This window comes from Rivularia sp. UHCC 0363 (assembly GCF_034931125.1).
GTDB lineage: Bacteria > Cyanobacteriota > Cyanobacteriia > Cyanobacteriales > Nostocaceae > Rivularia.
Map to the genome: position 1 here is coordinate 47485 of NZ_JAYGHM010000016.1, position 16425 is coordinate 63909.

A 16425-nucleotide genomic window follows, 5' to 3' on the forward strand; every position below is an offset into this window, starting at 1 on the left:
ATCTTGCTCGCTGGTGATAGCATCTTGCTCGCTCGTGATGGCTAGCGAGCTTGTAGTGCGAGCATCTTGCTCGCAGGTGATAGCATCTTGCTCGCAGGTGATAGCATCTTGCTCGCTCGTGATGGCTAGCGAGCTTGTAGTGCGAGCATCTTGCTCGCTCGTGATGGCTAGCGAGCAAGATGCTCGCACTACGAATTTCTTACTCTTAATCTAAAATCCAAAATTGAATGGCATTACAAGAACTTACAAATACATCTTTTAAAATAATTGCCGACAATCTTGATAATCCAAAAGGATTAGCATTTGCTCCCGATGGTAGTCTTTATGTCGCTGAAGCAGGAGTTGGTGGAGATGGAGCATCGATTCCTTCTCCTAGCGGTCAAGGGGATTTGAGTTACGGTTCAAGTGGTGCTATTAGCAAAATTGAAAATGGCGTAGCTAAACGTGTTGTAACGGGATTACCTTCCGTAGCGTTTCGCGATGGAACTGGTGCTGCTGGTCCTCACGATATTAAATTTGATGCAGCAGGCATTGCTTATGTTTTGTTGGGGTATGCAGCCGATCCAGCTTTGCGTGATTCCCTCGGCGATACTGATTTAGGAAAAGTAGTTACTTGCGATTTGAGTACAAGTACTTGGTCAAGTATAGCGGATATCTCTAATTATGAAGTTACTAACAAGATTTTGTCAAGGGATTGTGAAATTGCTAGCAATCCCTTGTCTTTCTACGTAAATAATAATAAACTAGTAGTAGTTGATGCGGGAACGAACAGCATCCTCAGTATAAATACTGGCGACAGCAACTTAGAGAAAATTGCTGAGATTCCCAATCGGATATTAACTAATCCAATATTTCCTGGTACAAAATCAGAAAACTTTGACCGGGGACACGTTCCACCACCAAGTGCTTATCCTCAAGCGCCACCGTCCCAACTGTCGATTCAGTCGGTACCGACGGATGTTGTGAAAGGTCTGGATGGAGCCTATTACGTTTGCGAATTTACTGGTTTTCCGTTCCCAGAAGGCGGAGCGAAAATCTATCGAATTGATGTAAACGGCGAACTAAAAGTTTTCGCTGATGGATTTACACAGTTAATAGATATGGCTTTTGATGCCGAGGGCAGTTTGTATGTTTTGCAACATATGAATCAGTCAGGATGGAAAGGAAAAGCAGATGGAGCATTGATTCAAATTGCTCCTAACGGCGAACGTAAAACTCTCATTGAGGGTAATGGATTAGAATCGCCTTCCGCACTCACAATCGGGTCTGATGGTGCTTTTTACATCCTTAACCAAGGTGGTCGTCCGGGAAGCGGACAGGTAATTCGGGTTGAGAATCCAAAAAATATTTCCGGTCATATTTAATAGCGCATTGTGCTTTGTCTACAAAAAAATGTAATGTTAGACAACCTTCTAATGTGGTATACCGGACAATAAGTTTCAGGCTGATCGATATGCTTGATTTTCATATCCCAACAATTGGGGCTGTTCTATAAAGAACCGTATTTATTCCATAAACTACTAATCAATTTCACAAACATATGAAGTTCAAGTCAATTGCTTTAACACTTTTTAGCGTTAGTGTTGCCTCAATTTTTGGTACAACAGCGGCACAAGCAGCCTCCTTCTCAGTGCTAGCTGACAATCTCGATAACCCCCGTAACTTTGACTTTGGTCTCGACGGCAGTATTTACCTGACAACCAGCGGTAAAGGTGGAGATGGAGCAGATCAGAGATGCGTTCCATCACCAAGTTCGCAATTTATTCCTTTATGTGCTGGTAATACTGGTTCCTTACTCAAAATCGGTACCGATGGCAGTACGCAAACAGTAATTCCAGACCTTGCATCTCTAGCTTTAACTCCCTTTGGAGAACAAGCAGCGGGACCTGCTGACTTCAAATTTGACAGTAAAGGAAACGCTTATCTGTTAATGGGTTATGCTGGCAACCCTGAGACCAGTGCGGATATTCTAAAAACTCCTAGCCTCGGAAAACTGTTCAAAGTTGACTTAGTAAATGGTGTGTTAGGCACAGAAGTAGCTGACTTTGCTCAGTATGAAGTAGCCAATAATCCCGACGGTACTGACATCATTACTAACCCTTATGCAATGGCGATTAAGGGTGATACTGCTTACGTAGTTGATGGTGGTGCTAACGTCATTTATTCTGCCGGACTTGATGGTAGCGGAATTAAGAAAGTAGCTGCATTCCCCACCCAACCAATTATGCAGAGCGAACTTGAATTCCCCAGTTTTGAACCCGCAGGCGAAATTCCTCCAGGTGAACAACCATCTGATGCACCCGGACTTCCAGCAATCAACGGTCAAGGTGGTGAGGCACCTAGTGGACCACCTCCAGAAGGAACAACCCAAGAATTTCCGATTACTTTCCAGTCAGTACCAACAGGAATTACCTTGGCTCCCGACGGTAGTTTTACAACAACCGAATACACCTATTTCCCTTATCCAGAAGGTAAAGCGCGTGTGTTTAGCGTTAACCCTGACACTTTCGCGATCGACGAAAAACTTACCGGGTTTACTCAGCTAACTGGCGCAGCATACGACGAACAAGGCAACCTGTACGTGTTGCAACACATGAATACCTCGGAATGGAAAAACATTCTCCAAGGTGGTGAAGTAATCGGTGATATCAGCAGTTCGATTATCAAAGTTGCTGCTGATGGAACTCGCGAAACCATCTGGAACGGTAACGGATTAGAAGCTGCTTCCGGTTTAACTTATCGCGATGGTGCTTTGTATACTGCAAACCGCGCTCGTTTAGCAGAAAAAGGTCAATTAGTCAAAATTGACCTAATGAGTGGTGACAAACCCAAAAAAGTTCCCGAACCCGCTTCTGTACTTGGTTTATTAGGTGTTGCAGCGGCTGGTGCAGCTTCCAAATACGGCAAGCGCAAGCGTCAGGAAGAGAAGCTAGAAGAAATCTTGGACAAGGTTGAAGTTCTTTAACAGTTATCTAGTTATCAATAACTGTTACTTGATACCTAAATACTTACAACTTTACAAGTAAAAAAAACAGCAAGTTGCTGTTTTAGGAAATGAGCAGCAACTTACTGTAAGAGTTCCAGGTCAAGACCCGGACACAATACCTAATCAGAAGTATAACTAGCACTATCGGGATTTTCAACGATGAACTTTGTCAAAAATGTATCAATAGCAGTTGCGAGTGCGGGATTTATGGTTTTGGCTGCGACTGCCGAAGCTAAAGCAATCAGTCTCAAATATGATAGCCAAATTGGCGAGCCGGGATTTGGTCCTGGGCAGCTTTTCGTTCCTCAAGGTGTGGTAAAAAGCAATGCAGATGGCAATATCTATGTAAGTAATGGTCGCGGTATAAACCCAGAAGATGGTAGCTTTGTACCCGTGGTTGGTAATAGTGTAAGTGTATTCAGCCCTGATGGTACCTATCTCAAGGCAATTGGATTTGGCGCTCAGGGGAAAGGAGCAGGTATAGACGAACCAGGAGATTTGAAGTTCGACTCTATAACTGGCAACTTATACGTAGCTGACGTTTTCAACAGCGAAATCGACGTATATAATCCTGAGAGTGGAGAATTCGTGACTTCCTTCGGTTCATTCAGCGGTCAAGGCCCAGGGGATTTGTTCTTTGGCCCAGGCGGTATAGATTTTGACAAGCAAGGAAATTTACACGTAACAGATTTTAGCGCTGACGTGGTAAAGGTTTACGGTAGAGATGGTGCATTAGTTAAAACCTATGGTGGTTTAGGTACCGAACCTGGGCAGTTTAATGGACCTGCTGGTTTAGCCATATCTGAAAATACTGGCAATATTTACATCAACGACCAGTTTAATAACCGAATTCAAGTACTCGATTCTGAAAATAATCCTTTGTTTGCCTTTGGTACTGAAGGTACAGCACCGGGACAATTTAACGAGCCAATCGGCATCGATTTGGATGAATTCGAGAATATTTATGTTGCTGACTCCCAGAACAATCGCGTTCAGGTATTTGATAAAAACGGTAAATTCTTGACTGCATTCGGCGAACCAGTAGAAAATGCTGGACCTCCCGGACCTGGGGAACCACCTATTGCTACTAATCCTGCGGACTTAGCACCAGGTAAGTTTAACTGGACTGGTGGCTTGAACTATAACAGCGGCAAAGTTTATGTAGGTGACTTCTTCACTGGTCGCGTACAGGTGTTAGATGTTGACCGTCATGATGGTGCGAAGAAAGTACCCGAACCTGCAACTTTGTTAGGTTTAAGCGTGTTTGCACTTGGTGCTGCTGCGACTAAATTGAGAAAGAATAAGCAACAATCTGCTTAATTTGGGTTTAGCGTTATTAATTCTTGTTCCCAGTTTTAGGCTGGGAACGTTCAAAAAAATATATAACTTCAATTATGAATTTAGTCAAAAATGTATCATTAGCGGTTGCGAGTGCGGGATTTATAGTTTTGGCGGCCACTGCCGAAGCTAAAGCAGTAAACCTGACATACAAGAGTCAAATTGGCGAGCCAGGATTTGGTCCGGGGCAGCTTTTCGTTCCCCAAGGTATAACCGTACAAGATGATACCGGAAACGTTTATGTATCCAACGGTCGTGGTCTTAATCCTGATGGCTCTTTCAATCCAGACATTGGTAATAAGGTAGAAATATTTAATCCTAGTGGTGAATATATTGGCGCAGTTGGTAAGGGTGGTAAAGGTCCCGGAGAGTTTGACGAACCTTCGGCTTTAGAATTTAGCCCTAAAAATGGGAACCTCTATGTAGGTGACGTTTTTAACAACCGTGTCAACGTTTACGATTCAAAAGGTAACTTCGTTAAAACCTTTGGGGAAGGTTTATTTGGCGGTCTTGTTGAAGGTAGAGCCTTCTTCGGACCTTCTGGAATCACATTTGATGAAGCTAACAATGTATACGTAGGAGATTTTAGTAACGATCGCATTCTTAAATTTACTGAGGATGGCGAGTTACTCGGTAGCATTGGTAGTGCTGGTACAGAGCCAGGACAATTCCAAGGGCCTGCAGGTGTAAGAATATCTCCAACCACCGGAAACTTCTTTGTTACTGACCAGTTTAATAACCGCGTTCAAGTACTCAGCCCTGAAGGAAAACCTCTTTTAGTCTTTGGAGAACAAGGCACCGGAAATGGGCAGTTTAATCAGCCTATTGGTGTTGAAATAGATGATAAAGAGAACATTTATGTAGCTGACTCGATCAACAGCCGCGTTCAGGTATTTGATAAAGAAGGTAACTTCTTAACAGCATACGGCGAACCTGCTCTAAATGCAGAAGGCAAACCTGTTGCTCCTCCTCAACTTGGTGAACCTCCTTTTGGCGATCCCTTAGACCTTACACCAGGTAGATTTAACTGGACTGCGGGTACATCATTAAAGGATGGCAAACTTTATGTAGGTGACTTTTTCCAAGGTCGCGTCCAGGTGTTAGATGTTGACCGTCATGATGGTGCTAAGAAAGTACCCGAACCTGCAACTTTGTTAGGTTTAAGCGTATTTGCACTTGCTGCTGCTGCAACTAAATTGAGAAAGAATAAGCAACAATCTGCTTAATTTGGGTTTAGCGTTATTTTGCGCTTCTTTGGAGACGCAATATTTCTTGTTATTCCGCTAGATATGGAGACGTAGCAGTGCTACGTCTCTACATAAAATAAAATCTTTATTAGTACATATCTGAGATGACTTTTACAATAAGTTCTGTAAAAACACAAAATATTAGCGCTGAAGACTTACTTTATCGGTGGGTATCGCGACAAGTTAATATTGAAGCTCTCAATTGGTTGAACGAAAAGCGAGAGTCAATTAGCAACGGTGCGGGGACACGAGTATTCTTTACTGCTTTTAGTGCGGTGCCTCGTTATACGAGTAAAAATGATATCCAGCCGACTGTCGAAGAATTAGAATCAGCAGCAAACGCTTGCAACAACTGGTTTCCTGATCGCTGGACAATAGATCAAGCCGCTCGGACTTTACTGGTACTAAGTTTACCATCAGATGATGCAAATAAGTATTTGCAAATATTATCCCAAGTATTTGCGGCTGCCGATGTTGGCGAATTAGTGGCACTATACCAAGCATTACCGCTGCTTCCTTATCCCGAACAACTTTGCGATCGCGCTGCTGAGGGTATCCGCAGTAATATGACGGCGGTTTTCAATGCCGTTGCTTTACAAAATCCCTACCCAGCAGAGTATTTAGACAATCTGGCTTGGAATCAGATGGTTTTAAAAGCCTTATTTGTCGGTAGTCCTTTACATTTAATTCAAGGACTCGACGAACGAGCAAACCCAGATCTAGCAAGAATGCTAGTTGATTACGCTCGCGAACGTTGGGCGGCTGGACGCGATGTATCTCCCGAATTATGGCGATGCGTGGGACGATTTGCTAATAGCGAAATATTAGCAGATTTAGAGCGCGTTTTAATTCAATCTCACGCTCAAGCTTATTCAAATGGAAGAGGACAACAGAAGTTATTAGAAAGAACTGCTGCTGCTTTAGCTTGTGCTGAATGTCCCTTACCCCAAGCGCAATTTATTCTTGAGCAATATCCAGAATTGCAAAGCGATATTCAAGCAGGAAGACTTACTTGGAAAAACGTTCGATGAAATGGGTAATGGGTAATGGGTAATGGGTAATAGATTGAAAAGCTTACTTTGTTCCTAATCCCTAATTTCCGAAATTTAAAATCCTAAATTCCAACTTCTCACCGATCGCTCTTTAATCCTAACTATCTTAATTACCAACTACCAATCACCAATCACCAATCACCAATTACCAACTACCAATCACCAACTACCAATTACCAATTACCAACTACCAATCACCAATTACCAATTACCAACTACCAATTACCAATTACTAAAATTCTTATTATGTATATCGATCCACATATTCACATGAGTTCGCGCACTACCGATGATTACGAGAGAATGCGTGATGCGGGTATTGTTGCGGTAATTGAACCTGCTTTCTGGATGGGACAACCCCGGACTAATATTGGTTCTTTTCAAGATTACTTTAGCAGTTTGGTGGGCTGGGAACGTTTTCGAGCGTCGCAGTTTGGCATTAAACATTACTGCACAATCGGTTTGAACTCGAAGGAAGCTAATAACGAACCTTTAGCGGAACAGGTGATGGAATTATTGCCTTTGTACGCTTGTAAAGAAGGTGTGGTTGCGATCGGTGAAATCGGTTACGACGATATGACACCTGCGGAAGATAAGTATTTTCGCTTGCAGTTGGAACTGGCGAAAGAGCTTGATATGTTGGTGATGATTCATACACCACACCGCGATAAAAGAGCGGGTACTATTCACAGTATGGATGTATGTATAGAGCATGGTTTAGAGCCATCAAAGGTGATTGTAGATCATAACAACGAAGAAACCGTAAAAGATGTATTAGATAGGGGCTTTTGGGCGGCGTTTACAATTTATCCTAATACAAAAATGGGTAACGCTCGCATGGTGGAAGTCGTGCGTGAATACGGTTGCGATCGCATCATTGTAGACAGTAGCGCTGACTGGGGAGTAAGCGATCCTTTAGCGGTACCGAAAACTGCTCAATTAATGCTAGAGAGAGGAATCCCACAAGCGCATATGCGAGCTACTTGTTACGAAAACGCTCTTGCAGCATATAGCCAAAGTGGTCAAATTCAGGAATCTGACTGGTTAAATCTATCACCAATCGACCAGCGGGAATTATTTAGCGGTAACTCCGTACTACGCGGACAGAAACCAGTTGTCGAAGAATCTACTACGGAATTTGCATTGATTGAATAATAACTGGGTATGGGGCATGGGTTAAAGGTCAAAGGTCAAAGGGAATAATTTCTACCCCCTCTCCCCATCCCCTTGTCTCCTTGTCCCCCCATCCCCTCTTCCCCATCTACCCCCTCTTTAAATCATGATGAACGTAGCAACTTTAAACACTAACCGCCTCTGGGCATATCTACAGTTAACGCGACCTGCTAATATTGTCACTGCTTGGGCGGATGTACTGGCGGGTATTGCGGCTGCGGGTTTCGCTATTTCACTTAATCCGGTATCTGTTATATGCTTACTTATAGCTACTACTGGTTTATACGGTGGTGGTGTTGTATTTAATGATGTTTTTGATGCCGAATTGGACGCGAAGGAAAGACCAGAACGACCGATTCCTAGCGGTAGGGCAACTTTTAGGGGAGCAGCTTTTTTCGGAAGCATACTTTTGATTGTTGGTGTATCTGCTGCGGCTCAAGTTTCGTTGTTGAGTATGGCGATCGCGATCGGGGTTGCAGCTGCGGCTTTACTTTACGACGCTTACGGAAAACATCACACGTTTTTGGGCCCTTTAAATATGGGCATTTGTCGTGGTGGTAATCTACTGTTGGGTGTAAGTATTTTATCGCCGATGCTTGCAGAAAGTTGGTATTTGGCTTTAATTCCGATTACCTACATTGCTGCAATTACAGCTATCAGCCAAGGTGAAGTACACGGTGGTAAACGCAGTACGGGCATTGTAGCTTTAGTACTAATGGGCGCGGTTATTACGGGGCTTTTAGGGCTAGGTGGGCTAAACAAATCTAACCTTGTGGCAGTAGTACCATTCGTGATTTTACTGAGTGGACGAGTGTTATTACCTTTCATTAAAGCTGTGAGTGAACCAAGCGCTGAAAATATACGTACAGCAGTGCGATCGGGCGTTTTGTCTCTTATAGTATTAGATGCAACAATCAGCTGTAGTTTTGCCGGTTTACCCTATGGCTTGTTAGTATTAATTTTACTACCTATTTCTATGGTATTAGCACGATTGTTTGCGGTTACTTGAAGGAGTTAAGAGTGAGGAGTTAAGAATTAAAAGTTTTTTGATATCGATACCCTATTACCAATTACTAATTAACAATTACCAATTCCCTATATAAAATCGATGTAAATGCAGATTCTAATTTATTCTTATAATTATCATCCCGAACCGATCGGAATTGCTCCTTTGATGACTGAACTTGCGGAAGGATTAGTTAAAAAAGGGCATCAGGTGCGAGTGATTACAGGTATGCCAAATTATCCACAGCGCGAGATTTACGAGGAATATCGGGGTAAGTGGTATGTTACGGAAGAGATAAATGGCGTAACCGTTCAACGTTGTTATTTAAGAATTAAATCTAAGCCCAATTTAATTGATCGGTTGCTATTAGAATTAAGCTTTGTATTCACAAGTTTGCCACAAGCTGTGAATGGTTGGCGACCTGATGTGATTCTTCTCACTGTTCCACCTTTATTGGTTTCACTCCCTGCGACTTTATTAGGATGGTTTTATAATTGTCCGGTAGTGTTGAATGTACAGGATATTTTACCAGAAGCTGCAATAAAAACTGGATTTTTGAAGAATAAATTCATGATTCGCGCATTGGAAGCTTTAGAGAAATTTTCCTACAAAAAAGCTCATACAATTAGCGTAATTGCTGATGGATTTGTCAAAAATTTAGTTAATAAAAAAGTACCAATTAATAAGATTGCCTGCATTCCTAACTGGGTAGATGTAAATTTTATTCGTCCATTGCCACAACAAGCTAAAAATTGGAAGGCTATTCATCAATTTGATGATAAGTTTGTTGTGCTTTATTCGGGAAATATTGCTTTAACTCAAGGTTTAGAAACGGTAATAGAAACAGCAGCATCATTAAGTCATGTTCCTGAAATTGCTTTTGTGATTGCGGGTGAATCAAAAGCTTTGAAAAGATTACAAAAACATTGTTTAGCTTGTGGTGCGGATAATGTTTTACTGCTACCTTTACAACCGCGAGAAAAATTACCGGAAATGTTAGCGGCTGCTGATGTGGGTTTGGTTGTGCAAAAAAGCAACGTAATTTCTTTCAATATGCCTTCCAAAATCCCGCTGCTATTAGCTTCTGGAAGTCCAATCATTGCTTCCGTTCCGGCTTCTGGTACAGCAGCCCGTGCAGTCCGACAAAGCGGTGGTGGTGTAGTTGTCGAACCAGAATCACCTCAAGATTTAGCTGCGGCAATTATGAGTTTATATTCTAATCCTGTTTTAACGGCAAAGCTAGGTGAAAAGGCAAGAAAATTTGCTGTCGATCGCTATTCTTTTGAACAAGCATTAATTGCTTACGAAGCTGTTTTTTCTCAAGCTTGCAAGGTACCTCGTTTGTTACCAGCAATGCAAAAGAAGTTAGGAATTAAACAATTTTAGATTTTAGATTTTAAATTTTATAATTTAGACTGTTGATTGAAAGACTTAGGGAACAGGCTGAATAATCAAATAATCCGGTTCAGTAAATAAATCAAAAACTAAATATAAGTCAATTAAATAATAATATATCAAGTCAATTCTATTAAGTATTTATTAATATAGGGATACACCTCAGTTTGTGCGAATACAAAACGCAATAAAATATTTCTAGGCAATCTGACATTTTTTATCGTTTTAATATCGATACATTAATTACAAACTACAAATTAAAACTTATATTTATGACTTCTAACAAGTTAAATAAAAGCGAATATCGAAAAATTACCATCATCGGTGGATGCGGTCAGATGGGGCAATTTTTTAGCCGCGAACTTTCATCTGTAGGTCATCAAGTTTGCGCTTTTGGGAACCAAGATTGGTTCCGTGCGGATGAATTGCTAAATGATGCCGATTTAGTGATAATTTCGGTTCCGATTGAACGAACGGTAGAGGTAATTAAACGTGCTGCTCAATATCTTAAACCAACCACTGCGATCGCCGATATTACCAGCGTCAAAACTGAACCCGTAAAAGCAATGTTGGAGTACCACAAAGGTGCTGTAATGGGTTTGCATCCGATGTTTGGTCCAAAAGTTGAATGTTTTGCCGAACAAATTATGGTGGTATGTTCGGGACGAAATGACGATGAGTTTCGATGGTTGTTAGATTTCTTTGTAGATCGAGGTAGCAAGCTAGTAGAATCTACCCCCGAAGAACACGATCAAATGATGGTAATTGTTCAAGCAATGCGGCATTTTGCTCGGTTTAGTTTGGGTGTATTTTTAGCTGAAGAAAATATTGATATTCAGCGTAGTTTATTAATGTCGAGTCCTACCTATCGTCAAGAAATCGATATTATCAAGCGTTTATTTGCTCAAAGTTCGCATTTATGTGCGGATATTATGTTAGCAACTGAAGAAAGATGTGAAGCGATAGTTTCTCTTGCCGAAACTTACAGCCGTTTAGCTAAACTTGTGCAGCAAAAAGATAGAGAAGCGTTAATTAAAGAATTTGAATCTACTCAAAGTTTTTTTAATCAAGTTTTAGATTTTGAAGAAAACAACACGGGAGAGGTGAATGATTATCTGATAAATAATAAATTTACTTTCTCACAAAAGATTAATCAAGATAAAAAAACTGGAAGTGTCTTGCTTCCTACTTAATTACTCTTATCGCGGTGAAAGATTACCCATATAAGGGAGTAAGGGGTAGGGAGTAAAGGGAGAAGAAAATATATCGGTAATCTTGGAGAATGATGGGACTAATATGCATTATCACTACTGCCTTATCGCTACTCCCTTGTCCTAATATATAGCGGTTTCGCCTCCGGCACCCCTTTCATTACTAAGGAGAGGGGAAGGGGTGAGGTTCGATCTGTATTGTATCCAAGTGAAAACCACTGTAACTTTTAAACCTAACCTACTTAATTGTATATGGTTAAATAAAAACTATGCAAATAGATATATTTCATGATACTGTATGTCCCTGGTGTCGAATTGGTAAAAAACATCTTTTTGATGCACTTTCAGAATCCAAATTAGAAGAATTAGATATTCGCTGGCATCCTTTTCTGTTAGATAATTCTGTTCCTAATGAGGGATACGAATTTCGCGATTTCATGCAGCAGCGCAAAGGAATGTCAGCACAACAATTACAGCAAATGTTTGATTATACGCGCAGCATGGGTGAAGCTGTTGGTGTAAATTTGGATTTTGAAAAAGTGCGATTGGCTGTTAATACTACTCTTTCTCACCGATTAATCGAATTAGCCCCATCAAGTCTTAAAAGTCAAGTTGTGGAAGCAATTTATCAGGCTTATTTTGAAGAGGGTTTAAACTTAGGAAATATTGATGTAATTGTCGCGATCGCTAAATCATCTGGAATGGATTCTCCCGAATTAGCACAACAGTTAAATGATAAAAATGCTCGCGATGCGATTGCGATCAAATCAGATCATGCTCGAAGTTTAGGTATCAATAGTGTGCCTTTTTTTATTATTAATAACGAAGTGAAAATTAACGGTTCTCAGTCGAAAGAAACGTTTAATTCAATTATTAATGACCAATTATCAATTAAGTAAGTGAGTACAAACAAACCCAACTATGTAACAGAATGAAAAAAAAGCTTTTCGAGAAGCCGCTTGCATATCTACAAACTTTTGCCTCTATCCCCTATTCCCTTGTCCTAATTACGATTTTCAACTCTGACGTACTTATTAATCATGATACTAGACTTAAAAAGAAAAACTAAATTTGAACTTAAACCGATTCAGCAACGTGTTGAGGTGACTTTTAATTATGCGGTTCACTTCACTAACGGTATTTTTGATTTAGATAATCCCCTGTTAGCTGAGGTGATTGCAAATGATGGGGAAGCTAAGCCAAAAAAGGTTGTAGCTGTTGTCGATGGTGGTTTGCTGGAATCTCGAAGCGGTTTGCTCGATCAATTTCGCGAATATTGCCGTTCCAATTCTGACATCCTCACTTTATCTGCTGAACCTTTGGTGGTTCCTGGTGGTGAAGCAGCAAAAAATAACCCCCAACTGCTCGAAGATATTCATCAATTAGTTGACGATGCGGGTATCTGTCGTCACTCTTATTTAATTGCGATCGGTGGTGGTGCGGTTCTCGATTTAGTAGGATTTGCAGCGGCTACAGCCCATAGAGGAATTCGTATTATCCGTATTCCTACTACCGTATTAGCGCAAAATGATTCTGCTGTGGGAGTGAAAAACGGGATCAACGCTTTTGGTAAAAAGAACTTTTTAGGCAGCTTTGCACCACCTTACGCTGTTTTGAATGATTTTGATTTTCTTGATAGCCTTGACGAACGAGATTGGCGATCGGGTATTGCTGAAGCAGTAAAAGTAGCTTTGATTCGAGATCGAGAATTTTTCGAGTTTATCGCTGACAATGCTGCACTTTTAGCACGTCGCGACATGGAGGCAATGCAGCAGGTAATTTACCGATGTGCCAAGTTACATTTACAACATATTGCCACAAGCGGCGATGCTTTTGAAATGGGTTCTTCTCGTCCTTTAGACTTCGGACATTGGGCGGCTCATAAACTCGAACAATTGACCAATTATCGCTTGCGTCATGGGGAAGCAGTGGCGATCGGGATTGCTTTAGATAGTACTTATTCTTATTTACAAGGAATGCTGCCCCATGCAGAATGGCAAAAAATACTTAATACTTTAAGAACATTAGGATTTGAACTATATATTCCCGAACTAACCGAAGAATCTCAGATAGAACATCCTAGATGTTTGTTCCGAGGCTTAAACGAATTTCGCGAACACTTGGGTGGAGAATTGACTTTAACCCTTTTGCAAAGAATTGGACAAGAAATTGAGGTACATACCGTAAAAATTTCTTTATATCAACAAGCAATTTCATTGTTATCTGATGCGAAAATATAGCTAATTGCAAAACAGCTATAAACATGAAAATTTCTCAGAAAAACTTACACCTTACATACTGCACCAATATTCATCCCGGTGAGGATTGGAGTCAGGTTTTTGCTAATTTACAGCAATATATTCCATCTCTGAAAGCCAAACTATCACCGAATCAGCCTTTTGGGATTGGTTTGCGTTTAGCAGATGTTGCATCTAGAGAATTATTGCAAGGAGACACTTTAGACCAGTTTAAATATTGGTTAAATGAACATGACTTATACGTTTTTACACTGAATGGTTTTCCTTATGGGGGGTTCCATTTACAAGTAGTAAAAGACAAAGTTTATGCTCCAGACTGGTCGAAGCTTCTTCGTTTAGACTACACTTTGCGATTGACTCAAATTCTTGCGGAATTATTACCCGAAGATATTGAAGGTAGCATTTCCACAGTGCCATTATCTTATAAACCCTGGTTCAACGACAGGCGATCGCAAACCGAAGTAACCAGTAGTGCCACGATTCATATAGCCCAAGTAGTAGCGCAGATGGTACGTATCCGCGCTGCAACAGACAAAGTGCTGCATTTGGACTTGGAACCAGAACCGGATGGGTTAATTGAAAATGCTGCCGAAGTAGTAAAGTATTTTGAACAATACTTGTTACCTATGGGTGGTAAATATTTAGCGGAAAATCTCGGAATTCCCCAACCCGCAGCCGAGGTACTTTTACTCGATCACGTGCGAGTTTGTTATGATACCTGTCATTTTGCCGTCGAGTATGAAAATCCCGCGACCGTTTTTAAACAATTTAAAGACGCAGGAATTCAGATTGGAAAAATTCAAATTAGTGCAGCATTAAAAGCCGAGTTAACCCAAGATAGAAGCAAACGACTTTTAGTTAAAGAACGATTACAACCTTTTGCCGAATCGACATATTTACATCAAGTAATTGCTCGTCATTCAAATGGAGAACTGCAACATTATCGAGATTTAGCAACAGCCTTACCTTTTATTGAAGAAACCACAGCTTGCGAATGGCGGACTCATTTTCACGTACCGTTGTTTATCAACGATTATCAGGGATTGCAGTCAACTCAAGATGACATTCTTACCGTATTTGAATTATTACAAAATAACGAGATTTGCAATCACTTAGAGATAGAAACTTACACTTGGGAAGTACTACCTTCCAACATGAAAGTAGATATAGAAGCCTCAATTCAGCGCGAGTATGAATGGGTTTTATGGAAGTTGCAAGCAACCAATTCTCAGCAATTAATTAAAGTTAGCGTATAGAACGGTAATGGGTAATTGGTAATGAATATTATGAATAAAACAGTTGTTATCAACGTAGTCGGATTAACTCCAAATTTATTAGGAAAGCATACACCAAGGCTGTCGCGGTGGGCAGAACTTGGAAAAGTTGCAACAGTGGAACCTGTAGTACCGGCGGTTACTTGTTCGGTGCAGGCGACTTATCTAACTGGTAAAATGCCTAACGAACATGGCATTGTGGGGAATGGTTGGTATTTTAGAGATGAGTGTGAAACTAAATTTTGGAAACAGTCGAATAAGTTAGTTCAATCGCCCAAAATATGGGAAATGGCACGGGAATTTGATTCGTCTTTTACCTGCGCGAATATGTTCTGGTGGTATAATATGTACTCCTCAGTTAATTATGCGGTAACTCCTCGACCGATGTATCCTGCTGATGGTCGAAAAATTCCCGATATTTACACTCAACCAAGTACATTTCGCGAGCAATTACAAGCAGAGTTCGGTCAATTTCCTTTATTTAACTTTTGGGGCCCAACTGCATCGATCGCATCTACACAATGGATCGCAAATTCATCGAAATGGGTAGAGGAAAAATGCAGTCCTAATTTAACTTTAATTTATCTACCGCATCTAGATTACTGCTTGCAAAAGTTTGGTCCCGTCCAAGATAAAATAGCCAAAGAATTACAAGAAATAGATACAGTTTGCGGCGATTTAATCGATTTTTACGAACAACGTGGTGCTTCTGTGATCGTGTTATCAGAATATGGAATTACATCGGTTTCTCAACCCATTCATATTAATAGAATATTACGTGCAAAAGGTTTATTAGCTATCCGTGAAGAAGAAGGAAGAGAAATCCTCGATGCTGGTGCTAGTAAAGCCTTTGCAGTTGCAGATCATCAAATTGCCCATGTTTACGTTAATGATGCAGACTATATTCCTCAAGTCAAAAGCTTGTTAGCAGAAGCAGAAGGAATCGACTATATTTTAGATGATACGAGTAAACCAGATTATCATTTAGACCATTCTCGCAGCGGTACCTTTATAGCAGTAGCCAAACCCGATGCATGGTTTACTTATTACTACTGGCTTGATGATAAACGCGCTCCCGACTTTGCCAGAACCGTAGATATTCATCGTAAACCAGGTTACGACCCTGTAGAATTATTTATTGACCCCCAGATTAAATTTCCTAAACTCAAAGTAGGGTCAAAATTACTTAAGAAAAAGCTGGGTTTTCGCTATTTGATGGATGTGATTCCAATGGACGCTTCTTTAGTCAAAGGTTCTCACGGCTGCATTCCTCCCACATCTGATATGGGACCTTTATTAATTAGCAAACAAACTGACTTGCTCAATTCCGAATCCATCAAAGCAACCGACGTTTGTGGATTAATTTTGCAGCATCTTACGAACAGCAAACAGTTAGCAGTTTTGTAAGGGAGGCAAAACGCGGTGAAGCAGCGAGCAGAAGGGGGGTCTCCCCCATGAGCGACTGCTGAACCCGGAGGGTGTAGA

The 16425-nt window shown here is 40.8% G+C and carries 14 protein-coding genes; 13 read left to right on the top strand and 1 reads right to left on the bottom strand.

Annotation, left to right across the window (positions count from 1 at the left end; all coding sequences use genetic code 11):
- On the bottom strand, positions 1 to 189 hold a 189-nt coding region (locus VB797_RS11400; RefSeq protein WP_323237795.1), incomplete at its 3' end, for a hypothetical protein.
- A gap of 38 nt (positions 190 to 227) precedes the next feature.
- Here VB797_RS11400 and VB797_RS11405 point away from each other — a divergent pair.
- The 13 genes from VB797_RS11405 to VB797_RS11465 all read left to right on the top strand — a co-directional run bounded on the left by VB797_RS11405 (position 228) and on the right by VB797_RS11465 (position 16347).
- Positions 228 to 1364: a ScyD/ScyE family protein gene (locus VB797_RS11405; RefSeq protein WP_323237796.1), complete on the top strand. Its 1137-nt coding sequence runs from the start codon at positions 228 to 230 to the stop codon at positions 1362 to 1364.
- Positions 1365 to 1540: 176 nt separating this feature from the next.
- Entirely contained in the window at positions 1541 to 2965 is a 1425-nt protein-coding gene (locus VB797_RS11410) for a ScyD/ScyE family protein (RefSeq protein ID WP_323237797.1), read from the top strand.
- Between the two features lie 180 nt (positions 2966 to 3145).
- Positions 3146 to 4306, top strand: a complete 1161-nt coding sequence (gene scyF / locus VB797_RS11415; protein ID WP_323237798.1) for a scytonemin biosynthesis PEP-CTERM protein ScyF — start codon at positions 3146 to 3148, stop codon at positions 4304 to 4306.
- 74 nt (positions 4307 to 4380) lie between these two features.
- Complete coding sequence (scyF, locus tag VB797_RS11420; RefSeq protein ID WP_323237799.1) at positions 4381 to 5550, top strand: scytonemin biosynthesis PEP-CTERM protein ScyF; 1170 nt, start codon at positions 4381 to 4383, stop codon at positions 5548 to 5550.
- A gap of 125 nt (positions 5551 to 5675) precedes the next feature.
- Positions 5676 to 6602 (top strand): EboA family metabolite traffic protein, encoded by a 927-nt coding sequence (locus tag VB797_RS11425; protein WP_323237800.1) that lies wholly within the window; start codon positions 5676 to 5678, stop codon positions 6600 to 6602.
- Between the two features lie 267 nt (positions 6603 to 6869).
- Positions 6870 to 7778, top strand: coding sequence for a TatD family hydrolase (locus VB797_RS11430; protein WP_323237801.1), 909 nt, complete (start codon positions 6870 to 6872; stop codon positions 7776 to 7778).
- Between the two features lie 127 nt (positions 7779 to 7905).
- The gene (eboC, locus tag VB797_RS11435) at positions 7906 to 8805 is read left to right on the top strand and encodes a UbiA-like protein EboC (RefSeq protein ID WP_416350859.1); all 900 of its coding nucleotides are present in this window, start codon (positions 7906 to 7908) and stop codon (positions 8803 to 8805) included.
- A 105-nt stretch (positions 8806 to 8910) separates the two neighbouring features.
- Positions 8911 to 10188, top strand: a complete 1278-nt coding sequence (locus VB797_RS11440; protein ID WP_323237803.1) for a glycosyltransferase family 4 protein — start codon at positions 8911 to 8913, stop codon at positions 10186 to 10188.
- 281 nt (positions 10189 to 10469) lie between these two features.
- Positions 10470 to 11390, top strand: coding sequence for a bifunctional chorismate mutase/prephenate dehydrogenase (tyrA, locus tag VB797_RS11445; protein WP_323237804.1), 921 nt, complete (start codon positions 10470 to 10472; stop codon positions 11388 to 11390).
- A gap of 287 nt (positions 11391 to 11677) precedes the next feature.
- The gene (locus tag VB797_RS11450; protein WP_323237805.1) at positions 11678 to 12307 is read left to right on the top strand and encodes a DsbA family oxidoreductase; all 630 of its coding nucleotides are present in this window, start codon (positions 11678 to 11680) and stop codon (positions 12305 to 12307) included.
- A gap of 141 nt (positions 12308 to 12448) precedes the next feature.
- Entirely contained in the window at positions 12449 to 13648 is a 1200-nt protein-coding gene (locus VB797_RS11455; protein WP_323237806.1) for a 3-dehydroquinate synthase, read from the top strand.
- A gap of 23 nt (positions 13649 to 13671) precedes the next feature.
- Positions 13672 to 14922, top strand: coding sequence for a metabolite traffic protein EboE (gene eboE / locus VB797_RS11460; RefSeq protein ID WP_323237807.1), 1251 nt, complete (start codon positions 13672 to 13674; stop codon positions 14920 to 14922).
- A gap of 30 nt (positions 14923 to 14952) precedes the next feature.
- The gene (locus VB797_RS11465) at positions 14953 to 16347 is read left to right on the top strand and encodes a nucleotide pyrophosphatase/phosphodiesterase family protein (protein ID WP_323237808.1); all 1395 of its coding nucleotides are present in this window, start codon (positions 14953 to 14955) and stop codon (positions 16345 to 16347) included.
- The last annotated feature ends 78 nt before the right edge of the window (positions 16348 to 16425 follow it).